The 26,432-nt window shown below is 72.7% G+C and carries 23 protein-coding genes; 13 read left to right on the plus strand and 10 right to left on the minus strand.

The window, feature by feature from the left end; translation table 11 throughout:
- Positions 1 to 121: 121 nt before the first annotated feature.
- On the plus strand, positions 122 to 670 hold the full coding sequence (locus ACIRR9_RS19380) for a hypothetical protein (RefSeq protein ID WP_403753129.1): 549 nt from the start codon (positions 122 to 124) through the stop codon (positions 668 to 670).
- 31 nt (positions 671 to 701) lie between these two features.
- Here ACIRR9_RS19380 and ACIRR9_RS19385 read toward each other — a convergent pair whose 3' ends face one another.
- The 4 genes from ACIRR9_RS19385 to ACIRR9_RS19400 form a co-directional block, all read right to left on the minus strand.
- On the minus strand, positions 702 to 5,300 hold the full coding sequence (locus ACIRR9_RS19385; protein WP_403753132.1) for a hypothetical protein: 4,599 nt from the start codon (positions 5,298 to 5,300) through the stop codon (positions 702 to 704).
- A 40-nt stretch (positions 5,301 to 5,340) separates the two neighbouring features.
- Positions 5,341 to 6,210, minus strand: coding sequence for a hypothetical protein (locus ACIRR9_RS19390; RefSeq protein WP_403753135.1), 870 nt, complete (start codon positions 6,208 to 6,210; stop codon positions 5,341 to 5,343).
- Positions 6,211 to 6,343: 133 nt separating this feature from the next.
- Positions 6,344 to 7,870: a hypothetical protein gene (locus tag ACIRR9_RS19395; protein WP_403753138.1), complete on the minus strand. Its 1,527-nt coding sequence runs from the start codon at positions 7,868 to 7,870 to the stop codon at positions 6,344 to 6,346.
- A gap of 165 nt (positions 7,871 to 8,035) precedes the next feature.
- Positions 8,036 to 8,731, minus strand: coding sequence for a GntR family transcriptional regulator (locus ACIRR9_RS19400; protein WP_365343146.1), 696 nt, complete (start codon positions 8,729 to 8,731; stop codon positions 8,036 to 8,038).
- Between the two features lie 150 nt (positions 8,732 to 8,881).
- Here ACIRR9_RS19400 and ACIRR9_RS19405 point away from each other — a divergent pair, with 150 nt between their 5' ends.
- From ACIRR9_RS19405 to ACIRR9_RS19425, 5 genes are read left to right on the plus strand one after another with little or no spacing between them, the layout of a single operon-like run.
- Positions 8,882 to 10,201, plus strand: coding sequence for an MFS transporter (locus tag ACIRR9_RS19405; protein WP_403753141.1), 1,320 nt, complete (start codon positions 8,882 to 8,884; stop codon positions 10,199 to 10,201).
- Positions 10,198 to 11,049 (plus strand): putative hydro-lyase, encoded by an 852-nt coding sequence (locus tag ACIRR9_RS19410; protein ID WP_403753144.1) that lies wholly within the window; start codon positions 10,198 to 10,200, stop codon positions 11,047 to 11,049. Before ACIRR9_RS19405 ends, ACIRR9_RS19410 begins: the two co-directional genes overlap by 4 nt.
- A gap of 19 nt (positions 11,050 to 11,068) precedes the next feature.
- Positions 11,069 to 11,827 carry a LamB/YcsF family protein gene (locus ACIRR9_RS19415; RefSeq protein WP_403753147.1) on the plus strand — a complete coding sequence of 253 codons (759 nt, stop codon included), beginning with the start codon at positions 11,069 to 11,071 and terminating at the stop codon, positions 11,825 to 11,827.
- A 32-nt stretch (positions 11,828 to 11,859) separates the two neighbouring features.
- Positions 11,860 to 12,495 (plus strand): allophanate hydrolase subunit 1, encoded by a 636-nt coding sequence (locus ACIRR9_RS19420; protein WP_403753150.1) that lies wholly within the window; start codon positions 11,860 to 11,862, stop codon positions 12,493 to 12,495.
- Entirely contained in the window at positions 12,492 to 13,361 is an 870-nt protein-coding gene (locus ACIRR9_RS19425) for a biotin-dependent carboxyltransferase family protein (protein WP_403753153.1), read from the plus strand. The genes ACIRR9_RS19420 and ACIRR9_RS19425 overlap by 4 nt, the downstream gene beginning before the upstream one ends.
- A 75-nt stretch (positions 13,362 to 13,436) precedes the next feature.
- Here ACIRR9_RS19425 and ACIRR9_RS19430 read toward each other — a convergent pair whose 3' ends face one another.
- The 3 genes from ACIRR9_RS19430 to ACIRR9_RS19440 are packed head-to-tail and all read right to left on the minus strand — an operon-like array spanning position 13,437 to position 16,608.
- A complete protein-coding gene (locus tag ACIRR9_RS19430; protein ID WP_403753156.1) occupies positions 13,437 to 14,288 on the minus strand; it encodes an SGNH/GDSL hydrolase family protein in 852 nt (283 codons plus the stop codon).
- Entirely contained in the window at positions 14,285 to 15,481 is a 1,197-nt protein-coding gene (locus ACIRR9_RS19435; protein ID WP_403753158.1) for a glycosyltransferase, read from the minus strand. The genes ACIRR9_RS19430 and ACIRR9_RS19435 overlap by 4 nt, the downstream gene beginning before the upstream one ends.
- Positions 15,478 to 16,608, minus strand: a complete 1,131-nt coding sequence (locus tag ACIRR9_RS19440; RefSeq protein WP_403753161.1) for a glycosyltransferase family 4 protein — start codon at positions 16,606 to 16,608, stop codon at positions 15,478 to 15,480. The genes ACIRR9_RS19435 and ACIRR9_RS19440 overlap by 4 nt, the downstream gene beginning before the upstream one ends.
- On the opposite strand from ACIRR9_RS19440, the gene ACIRR9_RS19445 reads away from it, so the two are divergent.
- Positions 16,510 to 16,728 carry a hypothetical protein gene (locus ACIRR9_RS19445; RefSeq protein WP_185149711.1) on the plus strand — a complete coding sequence of 73 codons (219 nt, stop codon included), beginning with the start codon at positions 16,510 to 16,512 and terminating at the stop codon, positions 16,726 to 16,728. The two genes, ACIRR9_RS19440 and ACIRR9_RS19445, sit on opposite strands and share 99 nt — an antisense overlap.
- 129 nt (positions 16,729 to 16,857) lie before the next feature.
- Here ACIRR9_RS19445 and ACIRR9_RS19450 read toward each other — a convergent pair whose 3' ends face one another.
- Both ACIRR9_RS19450 and ACIRR9_RS19455 read right to left on the minus strand, forming a co-directional pair.
- Entirely contained in the window at positions 16,858 to 18,276 is a 1,419-nt protein-coding gene (locus ACIRR9_RS19450) for a HEAT repeat domain-containing protein (RefSeq protein ID WP_403753164.1), read from the minus strand.
- A 310-nt stretch (positions 18,277 to 18,586) separates the two neighbouring features.
- Complete coding sequence (locus tag ACIRR9_RS19455) at positions 18,587 to 18,979, minus strand: ankyrin repeat domain-containing protein (RefSeq protein ID WP_123978604.1); 393 nt, start codon at positions 18,977 to 18,979, stop codon at positions 18,587 to 18,589.
- A gap of 294 nt (positions 18,980 to 19,273) precedes the next feature.
- On the opposite strand from ACIRR9_RS19455, the gene ACIRR9_RS19460 reads away from it, so the two are divergent.
- Positions 19,274 to 19,468, plus strand: coding sequence for a hypothetical protein (locus ACIRR9_RS19460; protein ID WP_123978603.1), 195 nt, complete (start codon positions 19,274 to 19,276; stop codon positions 19,466 to 19,468).
- Between the two features lie 37 nt (positions 19,469 to 19,505).
- Complete coding sequence (locus ACIRR9_RS19465) at positions 19,506 to 21,059, plus strand: ABC transporter ATP-binding protein (protein WP_403753168.1); 1,554 nt, start codon at positions 19,506 to 19,508, stop codon at positions 21,057 to 21,059.
- A gap of 174 nt (positions 21,060 to 21,233) precedes the next feature.
- On the opposite strand, the gene ACIRR9_RS19470 is transcribed toward ACIRR9_RS19465, so the two are convergent.
- A complete protein-coding gene (locus tag ACIRR9_RS19470) occupies positions 21,234 to 22,733 on the minus strand; it encodes a PLP-dependent aminotransferase family protein (RefSeq protein ID WP_403753171.1) in 1,500 nt (499 codons plus the stop codon).
- A gap of 101 nt (positions 22,734 to 22,834) precedes the next feature.
- On the opposite strand from ACIRR9_RS19470, the gene ACIRR9_RS19475 reads away from it, so the two are divergent.
- The 4 genes from ACIRR9_RS19475 (at position 22,835) to ACIRR9_RS19490 (ending at position 26,305) form a co-directional block, all read left to right on the plus strand.
- Complete coding sequence (locus ACIRR9_RS19475) at positions 22,835 to 23,488, plus strand: YitT family protein (RefSeq protein WP_403753174.1); 654 nt, start codon at positions 22,835 to 22,837, stop codon at positions 23,486 to 23,488.
- The gene (locus tag ACIRR9_RS19480) at positions 23,485 to 24,252 is read left to right on the plus strand and encodes a glycerophosphodiester phosphodiesterase (RefSeq protein WP_403753177.1); all 768 of its coding nucleotides are present in this window, start codon (positions 23,485 to 23,487) and stop codon (positions 24,250 to 24,252) included. The genes ACIRR9_RS19475 and ACIRR9_RS19480 overlap by 4 nt, the downstream gene beginning before the upstream one ends.
- A 41-nt stretch (positions 24,253 to 24,293) precedes the next feature.
- Positions 24,294 to 25,649, plus strand: coding sequence for an MFS transporter (locus ACIRR9_RS19485; protein ID WP_403753181.1), 1,356 nt, complete (start codon positions 24,294 to 24,296; stop codon positions 25,647 to 25,649).
- A 281-nt stretch (positions 25,650 to 25,930) separates the two neighbouring features.
- A complete protein-coding gene (locus tag ACIRR9_RS19490) occupies positions 25,931 to 26,305 on the plus strand; it encodes an RNA polymerase-binding protein RbpA (protein WP_010046329.1) in 375 nt (124 codons plus the stop codon).
- The last annotated feature ends 127 nt before the right edge of the window (positions 26,306 to 26,432 follow it).

Raw genomic sequence — 26,432 nt, forward strand, 5'->3', positions numbered from 1 at the left:
CACAGGAACCGCATCTAGTATTCGGGCGGCGTAAAACAGCGTAAGCCGGGCAGCCACTGGGGAGTCGGTGTCATCGGACACCGGTGCGAGAGAGCTGCCGGCGGTGGGGAGTGACACGTTGATGGGGACGGCTCAGCGGCGCTTGGCGCCCGAGGACGGTGCGGCGGTGCGCTCGACAGTGCGTCCGGGGACCGGAGCACCGGACCGCAGGGGTGCGCCGGACGGCCGCGGCGCGGAGCTCTCCGGTGCGCGGGCACGTACGCAACAGTCCGCGCAGTACCGGCCGTTGTGGGTCGAGGAGCCCGCCAAGCGGTACCGGATGGCGGATCCGGTGCGTACGGCCTCCGTGCGGGCGGTGATCATCATCGCCGTCACGCTGATCCAGGCGATGGTGGCCTTCCTGTGCACGCTGGCGCAGTCCTGGCTGGCGTTCCCGATGGTGATCAGCAGCGTGGCGAGCACGGTGGTGGCCACCTGGAGCGCGGTGGACGTCCTGGTGACCCGTCAGGTGTGGAACCAGCGCAACGGCGTGGTCTCGGAGCCGAGCAGTACGGCACGCACGCTCCGCCGCGAGCGGCGCGCGGCCCGGCGGCAGGAGCGCGCCGCCGGGCGCGAGCAGGAGCGGATACGGCGTCGGGCCTCCAAGGCCGGACAGCTGTCCCACCCCTGAGGACACCGCGAGCGGTGCAGGACGGGGATCTCTAGGCCGACGGCTTCTTGAACATCCGTGTCGCCGTGATCTCACTGCGCACGGCCTCCCCCGCCTGCGGCTGCTGCGGCAGACCGGGCCGGAGGTGTTCTTCCACGCTGATGTACTTCAGCCCGGCCCGCAGGTCCGCGTCGTTCCGCAACCGGATGACCAGCGGGAACTCCGCCAGCGCGGTCGTGTCGAACAACCCGGTCGTGTACAGCAGCTGCACACCCAGGGCATCCGACACGGCCCGCTGAAGCTCCAGCAGATAGGTCGCGTTGGCACGTCCGATGGGGTTGTCGAGGAACAGCGTGCCCGCGTGGCGGTGCTTGTCGCGCCCCCGGTCGTTGGACCGCAGCGCGGCCATCGTGCAGTACAGGGCGATGGCCGCGGTGAGCAGCTGTCCGCCGGAGAACACGTCCCCCATCTGCCCCACCGGCACCCGCTCCGCGCGCAGCACCGCGTCCGGTTTGAGGATCTCGACGGCGATCCCCTTCGGCTGCAGGGCTGCCGCAACCCCCCGAAGCAGCAAGGACATTCCGTCCCGCCGCAGATCGGAGTTCTTCTTCACGGCCGCCCTGGTCGCTTCGTCGACGACCTCACCCAGGCGCTCGGTGAGCGTGGCCTGGTCCGGCTCCTCGAAGCGGATGCGCAGGAACTCCTGCCCGGACCACTCGCCGAGCCCCTCGGGCAGCCGGGACAGCCGCTGGGCGGACCGCAGGGTCGCGAGCGCGGACTCGACGAGTCCCCGCAGCCGGTCCACGATCGAGTCCCGGTTCCGCTCCAGCTGCGCCAACTCGTCGGTGAGCACCCGCAGTCGGGGGGCGAAGGCGTCGGCCCACTTCTGGGCGTGCTCGGGCAGCGCGGCAGCGGGCAGTTCACGGATCTGCTGCCGCGCGGGGGTCCGTACCGCCTCGTAGCGCGTGGAGTTGGCGTGGCGTACCAGGACATCGCTCGCCTCGCGTACCGCGGACTCCGCGGCGGAGAGATCACCGGCGCAGCCGCGCAGCGACCGGCGGGCCTCGGCGGCGGACTGCCGGGCCTCCTCCGGGCTGCCGGGGTACGGCTCGGGCTCCTCCTGGTCCTCCTCGGAGGTGTGCTCGCGCAGCAGGTCGCGGAGCATGGCGGCGATCTCGTCGAAGCCGCTCGCCGCGTCCTCGGCCGCGCGGTGCGCGTCCAGCAGTTCGGCGTGCGCCTCGCGGGCCTGGGTCAGAGCCTCGGTGCGGGAGGCGAGTTCGGCGGTCGCGGTGCGCAGCAGCGCCTGTGCGTGTTCGGCGTCGCGCGGCTGGAGTTCCTCGGGCAGCTCGGTGTGCGCCTCGCCGTCCTCGGGTGCGTGTCGTTCGGCCTCGCCGCGCAGTCGCCCCAGCTGTTCGCTCGCGGTGGACATGCGGGTCTCCAGAAGCTGGACCAGCTCCTCCGCACGGGCGGCGGCGGCCTGCCGGGAGGGCCCGTCGGAGCCGTCCGGCGACTGGAGCAGCTGCTCCGCGCGGGTGCGGACCTTGTTGCTGAGCCGGTCCAGCTCCGTGAGCGCGGCGCTCTCGTCGCTCTCCGAACGCGCCTGCTCCGCGCGCAGGTCGGCGCCGACTCCGACCTTCTCGTACACCTGCGAAGCGGCCCGGTAGGCCTCCCGCAGGGCGGGCAGCGAGGACTTGGGGGCGTCCAAGTCCGCCTCGGGCACCTCGTCGGGGGCGCCGGCGATCTCGGAGCGCTCGGCGCGCAGTGCCCGGGCGGTGCGGCGGGCGTCGTCGGCGGCGCGCTGGGCGGCGCGCCGGTCCTCGTCGGCGACCCGGGCGCGCTCCAGACAGGTCTGGGCGCGGGCCTCGGACTCGGTGGCCTCGTCGGCGAGTTCGCGTAGCTTGACCTGCCAGCCGGCGCGTTCGCGGAGCCGGAACGCGAGGCCGGCGAGGGCGTCGGCGGCGCGCCGGGCCTTCTGGGCGGCCTCCTGCCGCTCGTCGCGGACCTGCGCGGCCTCGGCGGCGGCCTCCTCGGCCTCGGCCCGCACGGTCCGCGCCTCGGCCAGCTCGGCCTCGGACTCCTCGGCGAACACGCGCGCGTCCCCGGCGGCCTGGGCCAGCTCCACGAGCCGGCCGGCCGGGCAGCCGGTCCGCCAGGAGGCGAGCCGCGCGGCAAGCTCGCGGTCCTTGCCGAGCCGCGCGGCAAGGGTGCGGATCTCCTCGTCCCGCTCGGTGGCCCGGGCGCGCAGTGCCTGCCGTTCCTCGTCGGCGGCGTGCTCGTCGTGCATGGCCGGGTTCGGCGGTACGAGGAACACGTCGCCCGGGGTGGCGTCGTCGGCCGGGGTCGGCGCGAGCAGGGCGGCGGCGGTGCCGACGGCGACGGCGGAGCGCGGCAGCAGGGCCGCCTCGCCGAGCGCCTCCCGGGCACGCGCATGCGTGTCCGGGTCGGTGATGATGACGCCGTCGACGAGTTCGGGGCGGGCGGCGAGCACGCGCGCGTGGTCCACCGGGTCGACGGCCTGGGCGAGATAGCGCCAGCCGGGCAGGGCGGGGATGCCGTGCTCTCCGAGGAACTCGACGGTGGCCAGCACGTCGGGGCCGGGCGGCAGCAGCCCGCCGTCGCCCAGGGCGCCGAGGATCCGGGAGTCGTCGGCGGCCGCGGTGCGCAGCTCGAACAGGTGCCGCTCGGCGGAACCGACGGCGTCGTCGAGCAGCTCGCGCAACTCGTCCGCGAACCGGTCGAGTTCCTCGGCGCTGAGGGCCCCCTCGCCGTCCGCCCCCTGCCGGGGCTGCGGGATCGCCCCACGCGATCCGGTGAGCCCCAGCAGCTCGGCGAGCCGCTCCTCGGCGGCCAGGGCCTCGGCGAGGCGCTGCTCGGCGTCGTACGTCCGCTCGGCCGCGGTCGCCGCGTCCGACGCGCGGGCGGCCGTGAGCTCGGCGCGGGATTCGGCGGAGGCCGCCTCGCGTGCGTGCTCGGCCGTCTTGCGGGCGGCCTCGCGGGCGATGTCCCAGGCGGCCACGGCCGTCTTCTCGGCGTCACTGGCCGCGAGGGCGGCCCGTGCCGGGTCGGCGTCCGGGGCGCTGTCGTCGAGCCAGCCCGCGCGGACGGCCTCGGCGGTCTCCTGCTCGACCTCGCCCAGGCGCTGGCGCAGATGGCCGACCTCGCTGCGGGCGCGCTGTGCCTCGGTGGCGGCGGAGGTGGAGTCCCGGTACGCGGAGTCGCTGACCTCCTGGAGGGCGGCGGACCGCTCCTCCTCCTCGTTCGCGAGAAGCTCGGCGCTCTCGGCGGCCGAGTGCAGGGCCCGTACGAGATCCACGGCGGCCTTGGCGCGGGCGGCGAGGGCCGGAGCCGCGTCCCGTTCCGCCTCCTGGATGGCGGCGGCCACGCGCGCGACCCGGTCGGCGGCGGCCCGGTGCCGCAGCACGGCCTCGGCGGCCTGCCAGGCGGAGTGCAGGGTGCGCGCGTCGGCCAGCTCGCGTTTCTGCGCGGCGGCGGACTTCTCACCGACGGCCAGCGCCAGCGAGGCGTGGCGGTAGGCGAGTTCGTTGGCGATCGACGCGCTGCGCTCGCGGGCGCCCTCGGAGTGCGTGACGGCGTAGGCCGCGGCCGTGACCCGCTGGGCCAGGTCGGCGGCGCGCACCCGCTCCTGCACGCCGCGCGCGGACAACCGGCGCGCCAGCGTGCGGGTACGGCGCTCGGCGCCCGCGTGGATGTCCCGCGCGCGTGACCGCGTCTCGGCGGCCTCGACGATCCGCCCGAGCAGATCCACCGACCCCGCGGTGAAGTCCCGCTCGGCGATCAGCTCGGCGCGCCGCCCCAGCTTGTTGCCGAAGCCGCCGACCAGGTCGGCCAGCCCGTCCGTGTCCCGGGTGTCGGTGACGGCACGCAGCAGCAGGTCGGTGAAGTCGGAGTCCTTCTTGACCGCGAAGAGGCCGGCGGCCTCACCCTCGTCGGCGTTCATCTCCCGCTGGTAGCGGAAGAGTTCGGGGTCCAGGCCCAGTTCGCCGAGGTGCTCGATCCAGCGGTCGTGGATCTCCTCCCAGTGCACTTCCAGGTGCTGATAGAACTTGCCCGCCTCGGTGATGGCGTCCCGGAAGCCCTTCATGGTCCGCCGTCGCCCCTGCGCCCCGGAGGCGCCCTCCACGGGCGGCCGTACGGCGGTGGACTCGGCGACCGGCAGGCTGTCCAGGGAGAGCCCCGGGCCGGGCCGGAACGAGTACCAGGCCTCCGCGAACTTCCGCGGGTCGTTGGACACCTGCCGCCCCCGCCACTCGCTCACCTTGCCGACGACCACGCACTCACCGGTGAGCGTGTGCTGCCACTCCAGGGCGACATGTCCGCAGTCGTCGGCGAGCAGGAACTTGCGCAGCACACCCGAGCTCGCGCCGCCGAGGGTGTTCCGGTGACCCGGCAGCATCACCGAGAAGATCAGCTTGAGCAGCACCGACTTGCCGCCGCCGTTCTCCAGGAAGAGCACCCCGGCGGGCGCGGGCCGGCGCGGCGGGCCGACCGGCTCCTCCTCGAAGAACTCCGCCTGGGTGGGGGCCGGGTCGGGCACGGGCTCGCCGACACCCCGCAGGTCCAGCACGGTGTCGGCGTAGCGCGCACCGGCCGGCCCGATGGAGTAGAGGCGGACCCGGGACAGCTCGTACATGGCGGACTCTCGTAAGGCTTGGGATAGGGGTTCTGACAGCTCAGGAGTGGAACGGAAGCCCGGCGTCGGCGACCAGGTCCAGGTCCTCGGTGTCGTCGGCGGGCATCAGGCTGGCCGTGCCGTCGGTGATCGGGACGACGCCGAGTTCCAGTAGCTCGGCCATGGCGGCGCTGCCGGCCATGTCCCGCACCTGGAGCTGGTAGCGGGCCGTCGTGCGGTAGGTGCCGCCCTGGTCGTCACCGGTGCGCTGGAGGAACCCGGAGTCGGTGAGGAAGGCGACCGCCTTGCCGATGATGCCGGTGGTGGAACCGGCCAGCCGGCGGGCGTCCTTGGTCGCCCCGGTCGCGCTGCGTCTGGCCCAGATCCGCCAGGCGGCCTCCAGACCGGGCGCGTCGGTGGCCGGGTCGGTGTTCTCCCCCAGCTCCTCCGCCCGCTCCTCCAGACGGCGGCAGGCCTGCCGGACGAAGGCGTCGACGCCGTTGACCGTGATCCGCCCGATGTAGCCGTCGTCGGCCAGGTCCTCGGGGCGCGGGAACGCCAGCGCGGCGACGGCGAGATGGGCGAGCCCGTGCAGGAACCGGTCGCTGCCGTCCGCCGACGTACGACGCGCGTAGTCGCCCATGCGAACGGCGAACACCGAGTCCTCGGCGGCGGTCACGGCCATTCCCGCGCGGGGCGACACCTCAAGGACCACAAGCCCGAGCCCCGCGGCCACGGCATCCGCGAGCCGCGCGAACGCGGAGTCCTCCCGGTACCGCCGCAGCAGCTCCGTGTACTCCTGATCACGCGCGGGCTGCAGCTTGGGCTGCAGCCCGAAGGCGACGAGCCGCGCGGCATCGGCGGCGTCGGCCGGCGTGACGGCAGCGGGCGCCGTCCCGGCAGACACCTCGGCCTCGACGTACTCGCTCACAACGACAACTCCTCGGTCTTGAAAACAGGGGTCGGCACAAGCGCCCCTTCAGGGGCGCGGGGCTGTGTCGAATCTGCGGCTACCGCCGCGTGGGCGCGACAAGCCCCCACCGGCCCGCACCCGGCACACGACATCACGCCGCCTCGGTCCGGTCCGCAGCCATCCCCACCGCATCCAGCAAAGCCGTCCCCACGATCAGATCCGCCCCACCGAACTCGGGATCGTCCAGCTCGGTCCCGTCATCCACCGCGAACAGCAACTTCTCCTCGCCCTGCCGATACGCCGTACCCACCGCAGGACTGGCCGCGTGTACGGCCAACAAGGCCACCAGATAGGGCAGATCGGGATCGGACCGCCGTGCCTGCGCCAACAGCCCCGACAACCGTCGCGGCGCGTCCGCCGGCAGATCCAGCAGCTCCATCGCCGCGGTCAGCTGCTCCTCGCTGAACCGGCTGTCGTCCGGCGTGGCGATGAGGTCCGGCTCCGGCATCTCCGCACCCAGGTGCTCCCGCTCCACGGGCGGTGTCAGCAGTATGTCGACGAGGTCGCCGACCCGCACCGACACCGGCGTCCGCAGCCCGGTCCCGCGTGCGAAGAACGCCCCCGTGACCCGGCTCGCCTGCTCCAGCGGCAACGGCAGCACCGGCGCGACGAGATGCCCGTACAGGTCTATCCCGGACGTCGTCATCGGCGTCGCGAACGCCTGCCGGTCCTGCTCCGCGCGGAACAGCGGCCCGGCCTCCAGCAGTCGCGACTGCAACTGCGTATGGCGTCGGATGCAGTCCTTGACGATGTCCACGAGCTCGGCGGCGCGCCGCTTGTTCTCGGGCTCTTCGGTCTCGTCGCGGGCCTTGCGGATGTTGGTGAGGATCGCGTTCTCGTGCCGGTAGCGGTCGGCCACGTGTTCCAGGGCCTCGGCGATCATGTCGGGGACGGCGTTGAGCCAGTCCACCGCTCGGACGTTGCGCCGGGTGGCGTCCAGGGCTCGGCGCAGGGTCTCCGAGTACTGCACGGTCCGGTAGCGGGCCTGCTCCGCGGCGAGCTGGGCGTCGGCGAGCCGACCGCGGTTGATCAGCACCTCCAGCTTGACCTCGGCGGCGATCTGGGCGCTGGTGACGTCCGTGTCGAGGGCTCCGACCAGGACGTTGACGGCTTCGTCGGTGGTCCGGAGGTACACCGTGCCGCCGGGGCCCGGCACCTCCTCGATGAGCTTGAAGTCGTAGTCACGGCGGACGTACGACCCGTCGGACGCGAAGGTGCCGTACACGGCGCGGAAACCGCGGTCCACGCTGCCGACGTTGATCAGGTTCTCCAGGACCCAGCGGGCAACGCGCTCGTGCTCGGCGACGGGGCGATGCGGGGTCTGCGCGGAGATCCGCGGGATCAGCCGGGCGACGATCTGCTCGTGGTCGGCGCCGGTGTCGAAGTCCATGTTCAGTGTGACCAGGTCGATGGCGGCGAGGGCGACCTCGGCCATGCCGTACACCGAGTACTCGCCGGCCAGGTTCGCCTTGCGTGCGTCGAGGTCGTGCAGCGGAGCCGTGCAGGCGAGCGCGCGCAGCCGCCGCGCCAGTCCCTCGTCGGCGGCCGGGCCCGGTGCCGGGCGCGGCCCCGCGCTGAACTGGGGCGGAACGCTGTCCGTCGGTGCAGGCGAAGTCACGGTGCACAGACTAGGTCCTTGGTCTGACAACGACCCAAACGACGCGGGTGGCTCCGCCGGTGGCGCCGGGCAACCGCAGAGGTTCGTCAGAGTGCGGGCCGGTGGGGGCTTGGCGCGCAGTTCCCCGCGCCTCTTACGGGGCGCTGAGCTTACGGGGCACTGAAATCACGGGGTGCTGTCGACTCGGCGGCGGTAGACCTCCACCACTCGTTCCAGGGAGTCCGTGAGGTACGTCTCAAGCAGACTCTCCGCCCCGCGCCTGTCGCCCGTCTCCAGGGCCTGGAGGATCTCCCGGTTGCGGGCCAGATACGGCTCGTGCAGGGCGTGCGGGTCGTCCACCACGTGGAACGCGAGGCGAAGTTCGGCGAAGACGCTGCGCATCAGTTCGTCGGTGCGTTCACTGCCGGCCAGGGCGACCAGTTCCCGGTGGAAGTGGATATTGGCCGTACCCACCGCTTTCCAGTCATTCGCGGCGGCGGCCCGCTGCCCTTCGGTGACCGCCGCCGACAGGGCGTCCAGGGTGTACGGCGGCTTGCCGAGGCCGCGTACGACGGCGCACTCGACGAGGGCGCGGGTGCGGTAGATGTCCTCGACGTCCTCGACGGTCAGGACCCGGACGAAGACGCCCCGGTTGAGTTCGTGGACCAGCAGGCGTTCATGGGTGAGCAGCCGGAACGCCTCGCGCAGGGTGTTGCGGGAGACCCCGAGCGCACCGCCGATGCCGTCCTCCGACAGACGGGTTCCCGGCGGGAAATAGCCGTCGGCGATCCGGCTCCTGAGGATGTCGGAGACCCGTTCCGCGGTGCTGGTACGCCCGAGGAGGGAGCGGTCGTCGGCCAGTCCCGTCAGCTGCTCTGCCATGCCCGGAATTCAACCGCAGACACCAGAACGAAACAACATGGGTATTGAAGGATCGTTGAACGATCCTCTACGGTGCTCAACACGCTCCCCAAGGAGCGGCCCCGCACTGCTCAGTCCCAGCACCCTCCGTCCCTCATCTGCGAGGTGCCCATGAGCACGCCCCCTCCACCGCAGTCCCTGACCTCCGACACACACCCGGGCAGGGGTGAACGCACCGCCGAGGACGGCGCGTTCGGCTGGCTGCGCGCCCTCGGTCCGCGCGGTCGGCACGCGTTCGCCGGAGCTTTCGGTGGATATGCCCTGGATTCGTACGACTACTTCACACTGCCGCTGAGCATGGTCGCGCTCGCGGCGTACTTCGGCCTGGACAAGGGCCAGACCGGCCTGTTCACCACCGTCACCCTGGTGGTCTCCGCGGTCGGCGGCGCCGCGGCGGGCGTGTTCGCGGACCGGGTCGGCCGGGTCCGCGCCCTGATGATCACGGTGATCACCTACGCGGTCTTCACGGTGGCCTGCGGCTTCGCGCCCGACTACGAGACGCTGCTGGTGTTCCGTGCCCTCCAGGGCCTCGGCTTCGGCGGCGAATGGGCGGTCGGCGCGATCCTGGTCGCCGAGTACGCGAGCGCCCGGCACCGCGGCCGCACGCTGGGTGCGGTCCAGAGCTCCTGGGCCGTCGGCTGGGCCCTCGCCGCGATCGTCTACACGCTGGTCTTCTCGTTCGTCGGTGACGACATGGCCTGGCGGGTGATGTTCTGGACCGGCGCGCTGCCCGCGCTGCTCGTGGTGTGGCTGCGCCGCCGGGTGCACGACGCCCCGCAGGCGGTCGCGGTACGGGAACAGAGCCCGCAGCGCGGCTCGTTCGCCGCGATCTTCCGGCCCGGCACGGCCGGCGCGCCCGGTCTGCTGCGGACCACGGTCTTCGCGGGCCTGCTGTCCACGGGCGTCCAGGGCGGCTACTACACCCTGGCGACCTGGATCCCGACGTATCTGAAGACCGAGCGCGGTCTGTCGGTCGTCGGCACCGGCGGCTATCTGACCTTCCTGATCTCGGGAGCCTTCCTCGGCTATCTCACCGGCGGCTACCTCACCGACCGGCTCGGCCGGCGCCGCAACATCTGGCTGTTCGCGCTGCTGTCGGCGGTCTGTGTGCTGGCGTACGCGAACATCCCGGACAACGCCAACACGGTGCTCCTGGTGCTCGGTTTCCCGCTCGGCTTCTGCATGTCGGCGATCTTCAGCGGCTTCGGTTCGTATCTGAGCGAGCTGTACCCGACGGCGGTCCGCGGCACCGGGCAGGGCTTCACGTACAACGCGGGCCGCGCGGTGGGCGCGGTCTTCCCGACCCTGGTGGGCTTCCTGGCCGACAGCTGGGGCGTGGGCGGCGCGCTGGTCTTCGGCGCGGCCGGATACGGACTCGCCGCCCTGGCTCTGCTCGGGCTGCCGGAGACGCGCGGGAAGGAACTGGCATGACCCGTACGGAAGATCACCCGGTGCCGGTGGTCGCCGTGGAAGACCGTCCCGTCACCCTCGTCGACGAGCACGCACACGCGTGGAGCCCTGAAACCGCGCGGGCCCGCTTCCGGGCGGGCCTCGCGGGCCCCACGGCCGGGGTCGCGGCCGGACACACCCAGGCCAACCTGATCTCGGTGCCCGCCGACTGGGCGTACGACATGCTGCTGTTCTGCCAGCGCAACCCCAAGCCGTGTCCGGTGCTCGACGTCACCGACGCCGGGGCCACGAGCACCGTCCTCGCGGAGGGCGCGGACCTGCGCACCGACCTGCCGCGCTACCGGGTGTGGCGGGACGGGGAGCTGGTGGACGAGCCGACGGACGTGCGCGCGTACTGGCGGGACGATCTGGTGTCGTTCCTGCTCGGGTGCAGCTTCACGTTCGAGTGGGCGCTGGCCGAGGCCGGCGTGCCGATCCGCCATGTCGAGCAGGGCCGGAACGTGCCGATGTACGTCACCAGCCGCCCGTGCCGTCCGGCGGGGCGGCTGAGCGGGCCGATGGTGGTGTCGATGCGCCCGGTGCCGCCGGCACGGCTGTCCGCCGCGATCCGGGAGAGCAGTCTGCTCCCGGCGGTGCACGGCTCCCCCGTGCACTGCGGCGATCCCTCGGCACTCGGCATCGACGACCTCGGCCGGCCCGACTTCGGCGACCCGGTGGACGCCGACCCCGACGACATCCCGGTGTTCTGGGCGTGCGGGGTGACCCCGCAGGCGGTGGTGACGGCCTCGCGCCCGCCCTTCGCCATCACCCACGCGCCCGGCCAGATGTTCATCACCGACGCCCGCGACGAGCAGTACCGCGTGGCCTGACACGAGAGACAGCGGATATATGACCTCGATCGACCTGAACGCCGACCTGGGCGAGGGCTTCGGCCGTTGGCGGCTCACCGACGACGAACAGCTGCTGTCCGTCGTCACCAGTGCCAATGTCGCCTGCGGCTTCCACGCGGGGGACGCGGCCACCATGCGGCGGGTGTGCGAACTGGCGGCCGAACGCGGGGTGACGATCGGCGCCCAGGTGTCCTACCGGGACCTGGCGGGTTTCGGGCGGCGCGCGATGGACGTGCCGCCCGCCGAGCTGGCGGCCGAGGTGGCCTACCAGATCGGCGCCCTGGAGGTCTTCGCACGTGCGGCGGGCGCGCGCGTGGCGTACGTGAAGCCGCACGGCGCGCTCTACAACCGGGTCGTGCACGACGAGGAGCAGGCCGCCGCGGTGGTCGGCGGCGTGCTCCTCGCGGACGCCTCGCTGCCGGTCCTGGGGCTGCCCGGTTCGCGGCTGCTGGAGCTGGCCGCGCAGGCGGGGCTGCCGGCGGTCACGGAGGCGTTCGCGGACCGCGCCTACACCGACGAGGGGATGCTCGTCCCGCGCGGGCGCGAAGGCGCGGTGGTGAGCGACCCGGAGGCGGTGGTGGAGCGCTCGGTGGAACTGGCACGCTCCGGCGCGGTCATCGCGCACTCCGGCGCGCGTATCGGCGTGCGTGCCCGCTCGCTCTGTCTGCACGGTGACACCCCGGGCGCCGTGGAGCTGGCACGCAGGGTGCGCACGCGGCTCACGGAGGCGGGCGTGACCGTGGCGGCCTTCGCGTGACCGGGACGATGCCGACCGGCACCACCATGCCCATGACCACCCGCCCTGTCGGTGACGACGCCCTGCTCCTCGAGGTCGGCTCCGACGCCGAGGCCCAGGCCCTGCACGCCGAGTTGCTGCGCCGCCGCGCGGAGGGCTCACTGGTGGTCCGCGAGATCGTGCCGGCGGCCCGCACGGTCCTGCTCGACGGCCTCGACGACCCGGCCCACCGGGCCGCCGAGCTGTCCGCCGCCGAGATCCCTCCCCGTCCCGCACGCGCGCGTGCGGCGATCGAGCTGCCTGTGCGCTACGACGGCCCGGACCTCTCCGAGGTCGCCGCCCGCTGGCGGGTGTCCGAGCACGAGGTGGCCCGTATCCACTCGGGAACCGAGTTCACGGTCGCCTTCTGCGGCTTCGCGCCCGGCTTCGGTTATCTCACCGGGCTCCCCGCCCAGTACGACATGCCGCGCCGCGCCACTCCGCGCACGGCCGTGCCCGCGGGGGCGGTGGCGCTGGCCGGGCCGTACACCGGCGTGTACCCGCGCTCGTCGCCGGGCGGCTGGCAGCTGATCGGGACGACGGAGGCGGTGCTGTGGGACCACGCGCGTGTGCCGGCCGCACTGCTGGCGCCGGGTACGCGGGTGCGGTTCGTGCCAGTGGGGCCGGTGGGGCCGGTGGGGGGCCTGTGACCGACCGGGCACTCGTCGTCGTACGGGCCGGGGCGCTGACGACCGTGCAGGACCGGGGGCGGCCCGGGTACGCGCATCTCGGGGTGCCCCGCTCCGGAGCACTGGACGCCCCCGCCGCGGCGCTCGTCAACCGGCTGGTCGGCAACTCCCCCGAGGCGGCCGTCCTGGAGACGACCCTCGACGGCTGTGCCGTGCGGCCGCGTTCGACGGTGGTGGTGGCGGTCGGGGGTGCGCCGTGTCCGGTCGCGGTGGGCGGGCGCCCGGCCGCGTGGGGCGCACCCGTCGTGGTCGCCGCCGGGGAGCTGCTGGAGGTGGGTACGGCCCTGTCCGGTGTACGCAGTTATGTGGCCGTCTCCGGCGGTGTCGCCGTCGAGCCCGTGCTGGGCAGCCGGGCCACGGATCTGCTCTCCGGGCTCGGTCCCGCTCCGCTGGCGGACGGTACGGTGCTGCCGCTGGGCACTCCGGCGGGCCCGCACGCGCGCGTGGACGTCGCTCCGCAGCCGTCCCCGCCGGCGGAGCTGGTGCTGCGGGTGACGCTCGGGCCGCGTGCCGACTGGTTCACGCCCGCTGCCGTACGGGCGTTCACCTCGCGCGCGTACCGCGTGTCGTCGGCGAGCAACCGCATCGGGCTGCGCACGGAAGGGCCCGCCCTGGAGCGGGCCCGTCCCGGTGAACTCCCCAGTGAGGGCATGGTCCTCGGCGCCGTCCAGGTTCCGCCGGACGGCCGTCCGGTGGTGTTCCTCGCCGACCATCCGACCACCGGCGGCTATCCGGTGATCGCGGTGGTCCGCGCCGCCGATCTCCCGGCGGCGGCCCAGGCGGTCCCGGGCATCCCGGTCCGGTTCGTGGCCGTACGCCGTCGCTGAACGGCGATACGCCGTCGCCGAACCGTCGTAAGCCGCCGCTCGACCGCCGATGCGGCCTCGGCCGGCAGGTCGGCCTCACGCCGCGTCGGCCGGCCGCTCCGGCGGCTGGAGGGCGGCCAGCGCGGCGGACACGGCGGCGGACGCGCTCAGGTCCAGTCGGGCGCTGGTGCCCTTGCGGCGGTGCCGCATCTCGTCGAGGGCGAGCCGCAGCAGCTGGGGCAGCAGGTCGCGGCAGCGCCTGATCACCCACGCGGTGCCGGCGGTGGCCAGCCACACCAGGCTCGCCTTCTTCGTCGGCGCCGGGAACTCGGGCTCGGGCGACGGCGCCCTCCCCGTCGCCTTGCCCATCGGGGCGAGGAGGGCGTGGAAGCGGACGGCGAGCTGCCGGTGCCCGAGCTCGCACGGGTGCAGCCGGTCCGCGCTCCACATCGCGCGGTCGGCGAGCCAGGCGCCCTCCGCCGCGTGCAGGTGAACCGCCCCGTACCGCTCGGACAGCGCGTGCACCACCATGTTGACCGCACGCTGCCGACGGGCCAGCGGACGGGCCAGGGCGCCCGGGAGTCCGAGCATGGAGCCGGGGTCGGGCAGACAGGCCGTGAGCAGGGTGGTGCCCGACGCGGTGAAGGCCGCGTAGACCTTGTCGAGCCGTTCGGCCACCGCGTGGATGTCGAAGGTGCAGCGCAGGGTGTCGTTGACGCCTATGACGACGGCGACGATGTCGGGACGAAGTTCCAGCGCGGCCGGGGTCTGGCGTTCCAGTACGTCCCGGGTCTGCGCCCCGCTGACCGCGAGGTTGGTGAACTCCACCTCCTTCGCTGCGAGTCCGCCGGCCAGCAGCGCGGCCCAGCCGCGCCACCCGTCGCCGGCGGGGTCGCCCACGCCCTCGGTCAGCGAGTCCCCGAGCGCCACGAACCGGACCGCTCTCATGCCACGCCCTCCGGAACGACACGACGGACCGGTTCCGTCACTGCGCTCTCGTCACGACGGCACAGCACCGGCGCGTCGTGCGCGGCGAGGAAGGCCTCCACGGCCGTGCCCCAGCTGAAGCACTCCGCACGCGCGCGTGCCGCCTCCCGGCGCTCGGCGGCGGGACGCTCCAGGAGCATCTCCACGGCGTCGGCGAACGCCTCCCCGCGGTCGGCCGCGGTGGCCCCCGCGGATCCGATCACCTCGGGCAGCGCGGAGGAGGCGCTGGCCACCACGGGCGTCCCGCAGGCCATGGCCTCCAGGGCCGCGAGCCCGAAGGTCTCGGCGGGTCCGGGCGCCAGGGCGACATCGGCGGACGCCTGCAGCGCGCCCAGGCTGTCCCGGTCGGAGACATGCCCCAGGAAGGTCACCGGCAGCCTCCGCTCCCGCGCCCGCTGCTCCAGACGCTCCCGCAGCGGCCCGTCGCCGGCGACGACCAGGACCACCCGGCGCCCGCGCCGCACCATCGCCTCCAGGGCGTCGAGGGCGGTGCCGGGCCGCTTCTCCACGGACAGCCGCGAGCACATGACGAGGAGCGTCTCGTCCTCGCGCGCGTAGCGTTCCCGCAGGCCCAGGTCGCGCAGTGAGGGGTGGCGGCCCGCCAGGTCGACGCCGAGGGGGGCGCGTACGACGTTGCGCGCGCCGATGCGGATGAACTCGCGCTCGGCGAACTCGGTGGTGCACACCACGCGCGCGTACGTGTGCGCCGTACGGATGTTGAGGGCGTCGGCGGTGCGCCGGGACATGTTCTCGGACATGCCCCAGGTGCGCAGGACACCGTCGGCGGTCTCGTGGGAGACCATCACGGCGGGTATCCGGGCGCGCCGGGCCCAGCGGCCGGTCCAGCGCAGGGTGGTGCGGTCGGACACCTCCAGGCGGTCCGGAGCGAGGTACTCCAGGAGGGTCTGCACCCGCTGCTTGTCGACGAGGACGCGGTAGCCGCCGGTGCCGGGCAGCATCGGGCCGGGCAGGGTGATGACGCGGCCCTGCTCCTCGGTCCGGTCCGAGTAGCGCTCGCCGGGCACGATCAGGACCGATTCGTGACCGGCGGCCACGAAGCCCTTGCCGAGCTCGCGCAGGGCGGTGCGCAGGCCGCCGGAGGAGGGTGCCACGAAGTTGGCGAGGCGGACGATGCGCAGCGGTTCGCCGGTCATGCCGCCACCACCGTCCGGCGTGCCGCGAGCACGTCCTCGTAGTGCTGGATCAGCTGGTCGCCGACCGCGGCCCAGGTGCGGCCCTCGACGGTCTCGCGCGCGGCGGCGCCGAAACCGGCCCGCATCGCGGGGTCGGCCACGAGGGACGCGACGGCCTCGCGGACGGCGCCGGCGTCGCGCGGCGGGACCAGGAAGCCGGTGCGGCCGTGGTCGACCAGGTCGATCGGACCGCCGGCGGCGGGGGCGACGACCGGGACGCCGCTGGCCATGGCCTCCTGGACGGTCTGGCAGAACGTCTCGAAGGGGCCGGTGTGCGCGAAGACGTCGAACGAGGCGAAGATCCGGGCGAGGTCGTGGCCGGTGCGGCGGCCGAGGAAGACCGCGCCGGGCAGCGCCTCGGTGAGGTGGGCCTGAGCGGGCCCGTCGCCCACGATCACGACCTTCACGCCTTCCAGGCCGCAGACCCCGGCGAGGAGTTCGACCTGCTTCTCGGGCGCCAGACGGCCGACGTAGCCGACGATCACCTCGCCGTTCGGGGCGATCTCGCGGCGCAGTGCCTCGTCACGGAACTCGGGGCGGAAGCGGACGGTGTCCACGCCGCGCTGCCACAGCTGGATCCGGGGGACTCCGTGCGCCTCCAGGTCGCTGATCGAGGCGGTGGACGGGGCGAGGGTGCGGTCGGCCGCGCCGTGGACGGACCGGATCCGCCGCCAGGCGGCCGCCTCGCCGGCGCCCACGTAGGTACGGGCGTATCCGGCCAGGTCGGTCTGGTAGACGGCGACGGCGGGGATGCCTAGGCGGGCGGCGGCCGCCATGCCGCGGACACCGAGGATGAAGGGGCTGGCCAGATGGACGACGTCGGCGCGGTGCTCGATCAGCGCGGCGGCGAGCTTACGGCTGGGGAGAGCGACGCGGACCTGGGGATAGCCCGGGAGCGGGAGGGAGGGGACGTGGACCACGGGGCAGGGCGCGGCGGACGCGTCGAGCCTGTGTCCGGGGGCGGGAGCCGGAGCGACGACGAGGGGAGCGTGACCGCGATCGACGAGGTGTCGGGCGGTCTGGAGCGCGCAGTGGGCCACGCCGTTCACATCGGGGGGAAAGGATTCGGTCACGATGACGACACGCATACCGGTGTTGTCGCCGCGCTGGACGTGGCCGCGTCAAAGTGGATCTTTCCGGTTGTTAAACGTCCCATGAGCGTTGACCTGCACACCCGAGCGGGCCAGCCGGTGGCCATGCCCGGCTGACCTGCCGGTCACCGGCTGTTCACCCGACGGGCAGTCGTCCGAGTACGGAACGTGTGCGGGACCCCCCGTGGTTCCCGTGGTGGAGCCGTGGTCTCTCGTGGTGAAGCCGTGGTCCCCCGTGGCGATGCGTCACACGGCGGTGGTGTCCGGTCCGATGCGGCTGCGTACGGCCGTCTGGACCTCGGCCTCCTCGGCGGGGTCGGCGGCGAGCCGGCGGAGCTGTTCGACGACCCGGGCGTCACCGGTCTCGGCGTGCCGGGCGGCGATCTCGCGGGTGGTCTCCTCGCAGTCCCACAGGCATTCGACGGCGAATCCGGTGGGGAAGGAGGGGTCGGTGGCGGCGAGGGCGCGGGCGGCGCGACCGCGGAGATGGGACGAGGCGGTCTCTCGGTAGACGTGGCGCAGCACGGGTGCGGCGCAGGCGATTCCGAGTCGTCCGGTGCCGTCGACGAGGGTCCACAGCGTCGGCGCGTCGGGGCCCTCGCCCCGTACGGCCTCCCGGAGCGCCGCGAGCACGAGTTCGCTGTCCTGGGCTCCGCCCCGGCAGGCGAGCATCCGTCCGGCGGCGGCGCCGAGGGCGTCGGGCCGGCGGGCCCAGCCGCGGGCGCGGTCGACGGCGGCGATACTGCGCATACGTTCGAAGGCGTCGACGGCGGCCTCCACGACGGCGGCCGTGCCGTCGATCACCGCCGCTTCGATCAGGTTCAGCGCGTCGGGGTCGTTGGTGTCGGCGAGGTAGCGCAGCGCGGTGCAGCGGGCTCCGTCGGTGCCGTCCTTGGCGGCCTGGAGAATCTCCGGCCGGTCCTCGGGGCCGGCCACGGCGACCAGGCAGCGGGCGGCGGGCACATGGAGGGCCGCGCCCCGTTCGACGCCCTGCTGGGCCCACTCGAAGACCGCCTGGACGCTCCACCCCGGACGGGGCCCGGTTGGTCGCATCTGCCGTTGCCAGCGGTCGAAGCAGCCGGTTTCCTGCGCGGCACGCACGCGCGTGGCGATCGATTCGCGGGGATCCTCGGCCCACAGCCGCCAGGGCCGCGGTTCGAAGGCGTCCCGCACGGCGGCGGCCAGCTCGGCCTCGCCCTCGGCGTCCGTGGCGAACCGCGCGAGCACCGGGGCGGCGAGGGCGCGCAGGCCCGCGTCGTCGTCGCGCAGCGCCAGTTCGTCCAGGGCCCAGGCCCAGTTGGCGCCGGTGGCGGCGTACCTGCGCAGCAGTTCGAGCGCGTCCCGCCTGCCGTAGGAGGCGAGGTGCCCGAGCACGGCCAGCGCGAGGCCGGTGCGGGACTCCTCGGTGTCGAGGATGTCCTCGGTGTCGAAGAGGTGCGCCTCGATGGCGTCCAGCTCGCCGTTCAGGTCGAGGTAGAGCCGGGCGTAGTAAAGGGAGCGGTTCTCCACCTGCCAGTCGTGGCGGGGATCGCGCAGCACACAGTGGTTCAGAGCCGCGAGCGCCTCGGCGCGCGGGGCGGTGAGCGCGTGCAGCGTGCCGTCGCCGCGGCCCCGCTGAAGCAGGCCGAGCAGCGTACCGCTGGGCGCTATGACCGGATCGAACATGGGAAACAGCCTCACATCAAGCGTCGACGCAACCGGAGAACACGCACTACCTGGCCGCGTGACACAACGTCGGAGCGCCCGCCGTCTCTTGCTTGCTGTAGACCATTTCTCTCTGCCTCTCGTCAGTGGCCCATGCGGACCGCATCACGGCCCGCGCGGTGCGGCAACACCTGCCCAGCCATCGCGTCCGTGAATCACGACGTCATGATGACTCGGCACTTCGACCTGCCGCGACCGAAATTTCGGCGGCCCTGTACCGCCTCCCCCGTTTTGTGTGTTTTAGCTGGTCAGAACAGATGGGTCAGTTGGGTCAATGGGTACCGAACAGTTCCAGAAGTTCCGTCTTGGCGAACATCCGCGCGGTGTCGACGGCCGACGGAGTACCCGCCGCCGGGTCGGCGCCGGCCTCGAGCAGCACCTTGATCACTTCCGTCTCGCCCTTGAAGACCGCACCGGCGAGCGGGGTCTGGCCTCGGTCGTTGACCCGGTCCGCCGCGGCACCGCGGGCGAGCAGCTCCCGCACCGCCTCGGCGTGCCCGTGGTAGGCGGCGAGCATCACGAGGGAGTCGCCGCGGTCGTTGGTGAGGTTGGCCGGAACGCCCGCGTCGAGGTACGCCACGAGCGCTTCGGTCCGCCCCTGCCGGGCCAGATCGAAGATCCTGGTAGCCAGCTCCACGACCTCCGGGTCGGGGGCTTCACTCATCGGCCGGACCGCCTCTCCTGTGTGCTGCGGTGACTTCCGCGGACGGGGGGAGCGTACGGCAACGGGCGGGCCGCGGGGCCGTACGAGTGAATCGCCAGCGTACTGGCTCAGGGTGAACATGAGCGGATCTGCCCGAGGTAAAGATCACGACGGTCAGGATGAATCAGAAACGATCCGCCAACCGAGTGAAATTCTCCGAAATTCACTCATTTGCACCTTTTATCGTATGGATACCTGCTGTGATCCTGGAAGAACTCATGGTGACTGTCCCCCTTCGACACCAGGAGATCTCAAATGATCCTCTCCATGTCAGGCGTGGTCCTGCTCGGCATCATCGTCTTCCTCTTCTTCCGCAAGGACGGGCTGAAGGCGTCGCACGCCACGACCTCGGCGCTCTTCGGCTTCTACCTCGCCAGCACGGCCATCGCCCCGAGCATCAAGGCCGGCGGCGAGAGCCTGGCCAGCCTGCTCGGCGGAATCAAGTTCTGACGCCCCTCCCGCCCGTACGCACCGTCAGGAGACAGCAGTGGCCCTGCGCCCTCTCCCCCGCATTCTGAGCAACGGCAGCGCACAGCTCGCCCGCAGCCGGGATCTGGCCCGGACGGCCGCAGACAGCGCCACCGATGTCCTCCATCCGCTCATCACCGTCACCCGCGGGCTGCGCCGGCTGGCCTCGGCCGGGCGGCGCAGATGGGCGGAGACACCCAAGGACAAGCGCGGACCACTGCTCTTCATGGTGGCCTCGGTCGTCCTGGTCATGGCGCTGGTGCCGTACGGACCGCTGCTCGCCGTCATCACCCTGATGGCGGCGAGCGCCTGGCACGGCCGCGACCACGCCGCACCCCCGCCGGAGGGCCCCGACGAGTCGCAGACCCAGCGACTCCAGTCCCTGTACGAGGCCCTGGTGCCGTACTTCTCGGCCGCCGAGGACCCGGCGCCGCTGTACGCACACGGCGGGGAGTGGGAGAAAGCGTTCATCGCCCACGAGTTCGACGACGCGGGCCGTGTCGGCCAGCTGGTGATCCGCTACCCCGCGTACTTCCCGGACGGCGAGCCCGGGGCCCGCGCGCGGATCGAGTACCTGCTCACCGCGAAGTCCGGGCGGGGCCGCGAGTACCACTTCGCATGGGACGAGGAGGGAAACCTGCTCACGATGACCGTCCTCGCCCCCCTGCCCACCGACATCGCCGCCCAGCGCTTCGTCACCGCGCCGGGCGAGACGGTCCTCGGCTTCACCGACCCCACCGAGGTCCAGCGCACGCTCCCCCTCGCGTACGGCGAGGAGCAGCGCGACGTCCCCCCGGTCGTCTGGCGCACCGGCGCCCGCTCCACCGAACCGCACCTGCTCGTCGTGGGCCGCCCCGGCAGCGGCACCTCCACCCTGCTGCGCTCCATCGCCCTGCAGGCCCTCCAGTACGGTGACGTGCTGGTCGTCGAGGGCAGCGGCACCGGCGAGTACGCCTGCCTCTCCGGCCGGGCCGGGGTCCTCGCCGTGGAGTGCGGTCTCGCCGGGGCGCTGGCCAGCCTGGAGTGGGCGGCGCACGAGACGGAACGGCGCCTCATCGCCGTCAACCGCGCGCGCCAGACGGGCCACCCGCCGCCGGACGACTGCCGGCGTCCCCTCTGGATCCTGCTGGACCGCCCGAGCCCGTTCCTCCACCTGGCTTCGGCGGACGGCCACAAGGACCCGCAGGCCCTCCTCCAGATCCCCCTCCGGCACGGCCGCGCGGCGAACGTCACCGTGGTCGTCGCCGAGCACCTCGACAGCGCGGACGCGTTGAGCGAGGCGGTACGACAGCACACGCGCGCGCGTGCCGTGCTCGGTCCGGCACTGCCGGACGAGCTGGCGGCAGCGCTGGGGGCTCCGCCCCATACGACACCGCTGGCCCAGGTGCCGCCGGGGCGGGGCTACGCCCGACTGGGGCACGGACCGGTACTGCGGCTTCAGGTACCGGCCACTCCGGATCCGTACGACGATGCGACGAGTGACGTGTACCGCGAAGCGGTGCTGTCCTTGCTCCCACCGCGAAGTGAGGAGATGGAAGCGGTGCCGGTGGAGGCTGCGGTCGCCGAGGGCTGAGGTGAGGTGGGTGTCACTCGCCCGCGCTTGCGGGGTGCCGCTGCGCCCACCCGTGCCGCCCCAGGCGGCACGCATGCCCGCAGCTGCGCGAGCTGAAAAGGACGGCTGCTGCAGCGCCCCTTCAGGGGCGCGGGGAACTGCGCGACCAGCCCCCACTCACCCGCAGCCGAACAACTACGCCACAAAACTCCGCGGCGACTCGTTCCCTCCCGTGACCCCCGACTCCACCAGCCGCGCCGCCGCGGCCAACCGCACCGCCGCCTCCTCCGCCACCGCTCCCCCCACGGTGAACGGAAGGCGCACATAGCCCTCGAAGGCCCCGTCGACCCCGAACCGCGGCCCCGAGGGGACCCGCACCCCCACCCGCTCCCCCGCCTCCGCCAGCCGGGAGCCCGACAGGCCCCCGGTACGGACCCAGAGCGTCAGGCCGCCCTTCGGCACCTCGAACTCCCAGCCCGGCAGCTCCCGTCGGATCGCGGTCAGCAGATCGTCCCGGTTCTCCCGCGCCTGCGCCCGGCGAAGTTCGACGGCCTGTTCCCAACCACCCGTGCTGAACAGCCAGTTCACCGCCAACTGCTCCAGCACCGGCGTCCCCAGGTCGGCATAGGCCCGCGCGGCGACCAGGCTGCGGATCACGTCGGGAGCCGCCCGTACCCAGCCGATGCGCATGCCCGCCCAGAAGGCCTTGCTGGCGGAGCCGACCGTGACGACGGTCGAGCCCGCCGGGTCGAAACCGCAGACCTTGCGCGGCATCTCCACATCGTCGTCCAGCCACAGCTCGGTCATCGTCTCGTCGGCGACCAGCACCGTCCCCGCCGAGCGGGCCGCGTCCACCAGCCGACGGCGTTGGTCCTCGTCGGCGAGCGCCCCGGTGGGGTTGTGGAAGTCGGCGACGACGTACGCGATCCGGGGCGCCGCCTCCCGCAGGACCTGGCGCCAGCGGTCCATGTCCCACCCCGACAGCCCCTCGGCCATCGCGACGGGGACCAGCCTGGCGCCCGCCTCCCGCATCAGCTGCAGGATGTTGGCGTACGAGGGCGACTCGACGGCGATGCGTTCGCCACGTCCGCCGAAGAGGTGACAGATCGCGTCGATCGCGCCCATCGCACCCGTCGTGACCATGATCTGCTCGGGCATGGTCGGGATCCCGCGCGCGGTGTAGCGCTCCGCGATCATCGAGCGCAGGACCGGGAGGCCGGCCGGATAGTCGCCGTGGGTGTGGGCGTACGGCGGGAGTTCCTCCAGGGCGCCCTGGACCGCGCGGGTCAGCCACGGCTCGGGGGCGGGCAGGGCCGCGGTGCCCAGGTCGATCAGCGAGCCGAGGGCTTCGGGGGGCAGTGGTTCGAGGCCACGGGCGGGCAGCGGGTTGCCCGCCGGGACGGCGGTCCAGCTGCCGGCGCCCCGCCGGGACTCCAGGAACCCCTCCGCGCGCAGTGCCTCGTACGCGGCCGCCACGGTCGTACGGCTGACGGACAGGGAGAGCGCCAGCTCGCGTTCGGCGGGCAGCCTGGCGGCGACCGGGACACGCCCTTCGAGCACCAGCAGCCGGACCCCGTCGGCGAGCGCACGGTAGGCGGGCGGACGCCGGGTGCCGGGACCGGCCGGGCGCTCCTGCTGCGAGTTGAGCAGCCGGGCGAGCTGTGCGGCGCCAACCGCCGAAGTCCACTGCGTCACGAGAATCAGTCCACCTTCCCCGAATTGGCCATGGATGGCTCACTCTCCCAAGCCACAGAGTGACACGGGTCAGGCCACCTTCACCACCAGGGGGGTATCTCTTGTCCACGCAAGGCCGTCTCGGACGACGGTTGGTCCAGCTCTACGTGGGGCTCACGTTGTACGGCGTGAGCTCCGCGCTTCTCGTCGTGGCCGGTCTGGGTCTGGAGCCGTGGGGCGTGCTGCACCAGGGGCTCGCCCGGCGCACCGGGCTGAGCATCGGCACGGTGGCGATCATCGTGGGCGCGGCCGTGCTGCTCCTGTGGATCCCGCTGCGGCAGCGTCCGGGCCTCGGCACGGTCTCCAACGTCTTCGTCATCGGCCTGGCGATGAACGCCACGCTCGCCGTCGTCCCCGTGGCACACGCGTTCGCCGTGCGGATCCCGCTGATGGCGGCGGGGATCGTACTCAACGGGGTGGCGACCGGGCTGTACATCGCGGCGAGCTTCGGACCGGGTCCGCGCGACGGTCTGATGACGGGGCTGCACCGGCGCACCGGCCGTTCGATCCGGCTGATCCGGACGGCGATCGAGGTCGCCGTGGTCGTCACCGGCTTCGCGCTCGGCGGGACGATCGGCGTGGGCACCCTGCTCTACGCCGTGGCCATCGGGCCGCTCGCCCAGCTGTTCCTGAAGGTGTTCGCCGTGCGGACGGCATCCGGTCGCAGCGCGGTCGTTGCCAAGGGGTCATCGGAGCAGGCCATACTGCGTTCGTGAGCACGCTGACACGCCACCCGTACCTGGACCACCCCGGCCCCATCGCCTTCGCCCACCGGGGCGGGGCCGCCGACGGCCTGGAGAACACCGTGGCGCAGTTCCGGCGCGCGGTCGAGCTCGGCTACCGCTACATCGAGACCGATGTGCACGCTACGACGGACGGGAAGCTCGTCGCCTTCCACGACGACACCCTGGACCGGGTCACGGACGGGGCCGGCCGGATCGCCGACCTGCCGTGGGAGGACGTACGGCACGCGCGCGTGGCGGGCCGCGAGCCGCTCCCCCTCTTCGAGGAACTGCTCGAGGAGTTCCCGGACGTCCGCTGGAACGTGGACGCCAAGGCGGAGCCGGCGCTGCGGCCGCTCCTCGATCTGATCGAGAAGACGGACGCGTACGACCGCGTCTGTGTCGGGTCGTTCTCGGAGGCGCGGGTGCTGCGGGCGCAGCGCATCGCGGGGCCGCGGCTGGCGACCTCGTTCGGTACCCGCGGTGTGGTCGGGCTGCGGCTGCGCTCCTGGGGGCTGCCCGCGGCGGTGCGCCGGTCGGCGGTCGCCGCGCAGGTGCCCGAGTTCCAGTCCGGCGTTCCGGTGGTCGACCGGCGCTTCGTGCGCGCCGCCCATGCGCGCGGGCTGCACGTCCACGTGTGGACCATCAACGAACCGGAGCGGATGCACCGGCTCCTGGACCTGGGTGTCGATGGCATCATGACCGATCACATCGACACGTTGCGCGAGGTCATGCAGGACCGGGGCGTCTGGGTCTGAGACCCGCGCACGGCACCGCTGCGGGAAAGGCGAGGGCACGGGTGGGCACCGAAACCGTGCGGACGGGGGTCTCGGACGAGGCCACCGGGCTGCGGCGCGAACAGCGCGGCTGGTACTTCTACGACTGGGCGTGCTCCGTCTACTCGACGAGCGTCCTCACCGTGTTCCTGGGTCCGTATCTGACATCGGTCGCCGACAACGCGGCCGACGCCGACGGCTATGTGCACCCACTGGGAATCCCGGTCCGGGCGGGCTCCTTCTTCGCCTACTCGGTCTCCCTGTCGGTGATCGTGGCGGTCGTGCTCATGCCCCTGGTGGGCAGCGCGGCCGACCGCACGGGGCGTAAGAAGCGGCTGCTCGGCGCGGCCGCGTACACCGGGGCCGTGGCGACGACGGGCATGTTCTTCCTGGACGGCGACCGCTACCTGCTCGGCGGGGCGCTGCTGATCGTCGCGAACGCCGCCCAGTGCGTCGCCCTGATGCTCTACAACTCCTACCTCCCCCAGATCGCGCCGCCCGAGGAACGCGACACGATCTCCTCCCGCGGCTGGGCCTTCGGCTACGCGTCCGGCTCCCTGGTGCTCGTCGCCGACCTGGTCCTCTACTCCGCGCACGGCTCCTTCGGCCTGTCCGAGACGCAAGCGGTCCGGATCTGTCTGGCCGCGGCGGGACTGTGGTGGGGCGCCTTCACCCTCGTGGCGCTGCAGTGGCTGCGCGACCGGGGCGGCCGGGGCGGCGGGACGGCCGAGGCGACGGCACCGGGGCTGCGTCAGCTCGTGGCGACGGTCCGGGACATGCGCCGCCACCCGTTGACGCTCTCCTTCCTGCTGGCGTACCTCATCTACAACGACGGCATCCAGACCGTGATCTCCCAGGCGTCCATCTACGGTTCCCAGGAGCTCGGGCTCGGTCAGTCGACACTCATCGGCGCCGTCCTGATGGTGCAGGTGCTGGCCGTGGCCGGTGCCCTGACGATGGGGCGGCTGGCGCGGACCCACGGGGCGAAGCGCACGATTCTCGGGTCGCTGGTGGCGTGGACGGTGACGCTGGCGGCGGGGTACTTCCTGCCGGCCGGGGCACCGGTGTGGTTCTTCGTCCTCGCGGGCGGCATCGGTCTCGTCCTCGGCGGCAGCCAGGCGCTGTCCCGCTCCCTGTTCTCGCATCTCGTACCGCCCGGAAAAGAAGCCGAGTACTTCGCGGCGTACGAGGTGAGCGATCGGGGGATGAGCTGGCTGGGACCGTTGCTGTTCGGGATCACTTACCAGCTGACCGGAAGCTACCGCTCGGCGATCATCTCGCTGGTGGTCTTCTTCGTCATCGGGTTCGCGCTGCTGGCGCGGGTGCCGGTGCGGCAGGCGATCAGTGAGGCCGGCAACCCGGTGCCGCAGAAGATCTGACGACAAGATCCAGCAAGAAGATTTAGCGTTCAACGCGAAAGGGCGGTAGTGTACGCGTTTGGCCTGCCAGGCGTACCGTTACTGCGCGTCAAAGATGCCGAAACGCTGGGTGACATCTGTTAGCAGATGTGACAAACCGGGCGCTGGTGGGTACAACAAGGGGCGGCTACGACGGCGACGCATGACCCGGAACGGGAATCTTTACCGCCGACCGGACGTTGACCGGATGACGACGACAGCGACACCTGTCCTGTGGGCGACAAGCCCGGGAGGCACGATTCATGAGTGAGCGAGCTCTTCGCGGTACGCGCCTCGTGGTGACCAGCTACGAGACGGACCGCGGTATCGACCTGGCCCCGCGCCAGGCCGTGGAGTACGCATGCGAGAAGGGGCATCGGTTCGAGATGCCCTTCTCGGTCGAGGCGGAGATCCCGCCGGAGTGGGAGTGCAAGGTCTGCGGGGCCCAGGCACTCCTCGTGGACGGCGACGGCCCTGAAGAGAAGAAGGCCAAGCCCGCGCGTACCCACTGGGACATGCTGATGGAGCGGCGCACCCGTGAGGAGCTCGAAGAGGTCCTCGAGGAGCGTCTGGCGGTTCTGCGCTCCGGAGCGATGAACATCGCGATTCATCCGAGGGACAGCCGCAAGTCCGCATAGTCCCGTGTAACGGGAAGCCGACACAACAAACCGAGGGCGCCGTACGTTCGCTGAACGTACGGCGCCCTCGGTTTCGCCTGCCCGAAAAAACCTTCGCCTGCCCGGAGGGACCAGGCCTCCGGGTGCC

Origin of the sequence: Streptomyces sp. NPDC101234, assembly GCF_044767525.1 — a bacterium.
Lineage (GTDB): Bacteria > Actinomycetota > Actinomycetes > Streptomycetales > Streptomycetaceae > Streptomyces > Streptomyces sasae.

Excerpts from the sequence above, each read along its gene's own strand:
- ACIRR9_RS19420 (WP_403753150.1), top strand. The coding sequence starts at position 11,860 with ATGACCACCCGCCCTGTCGGTGACGACGCCCTGCTCCTCGAGGTCGGC.
- ACIRR9_RS19430 (WP_403753156.1), bottom strand. The coding sequence starts at position 14,288 with ATGAGAGCGGTCCGGTTCGTGGCGCTCGGGGACTCGCTGACCGAGGGC.
- ACIRR9_RS19400 (WP_365343146.1), bottom strand. The coding sequence starts at position 8,731 with ATGGCAGAGCAGCTGACGGGACTGGCCGACGACCGCTCCCTCCTCGGG.
- ACIRR9_RS19405 (WP_403753141.1), top strand. The coding sequence starts at position 8,882 with ATGAGCACGCCCCCTCCACCGCAGTCCCTGACCTCCGACACACACCCG.
- ACIRR9_RS19490 (WP_010046329.1), top strand. The coding sequence starts at position 25,931 with ATGAGTGAGCGAGCTCTTCGCGGTACGCGCCTCGTGGTGACCAGCTAC.
- ACIRR9_RS19440 (WP_403753161.1), bottom strand. The coding sequence starts at position 16,608 with ATGCGTGTCGTCATCGTGACCGAATCCTTTCCCCCCGATGTGAACGGC.
- ACIRR9_RS19385 (WP_403753132.1), bottom strand. The coding sequence starts at position 5,300 with ATGTACGAGCTGTCCCGGGTCCGCCTCTACTCCATCGGGCCGGCCGGT.
- ACIRR9_RS19435 (WP_403753158.1), bottom strand. The coding sequence starts at position 15,481 with ATGACCGGCGAACCGCTGCGCATCGTCCGCCTCGCCAACTTCGTGGCA.
- ACIRR9_RS19380 (WP_403753129.1), top strand. The coding sequence starts at position 122 with ATGGGGACGGCTCAGCGGCGCTTGGCGCCCGAGGACGGTGCGGCGGTG.
- ACIRR9_RS19455 (WP_123978604.1), bottom strand. The coding sequence starts at position 18,979 with ATGAGTGAAGCCCCCGACCCGGAGGTCGTGGAGCTGGCTACCAGGATC.
- ACIRR9_RS19415 (WP_403753147.1), top strand. The coding sequence starts at position 11,069 with ATGACCTCGATCGACCTGAACGCCGACCTGGGCGAGGGCTTCGGCCGT.
- ACIRR9_RS19450 (WP_403753164.1), bottom strand. The coding sequence starts at position 18,276 with ATGTTCGATCCGGTCATAGCGCCCAGCGGTACGCTGCTCGGCCTGCTT.
- ACIRR9_RS19410 (WP_403753144.1), top strand. The coding sequence starts at position 10,198 with ATGACCCGTACGGAAGATCACCCGGTGCCGGTGGTCGCCGTGGAAGAC.
- ACIRR9_RS19460 (WP_123978603.1), top strand. The coding sequence starts at position 19,274 with ATGATCCTCTCCATGTCAGGCGTGGTCCTGCTCGGCATCATCGTCTTC.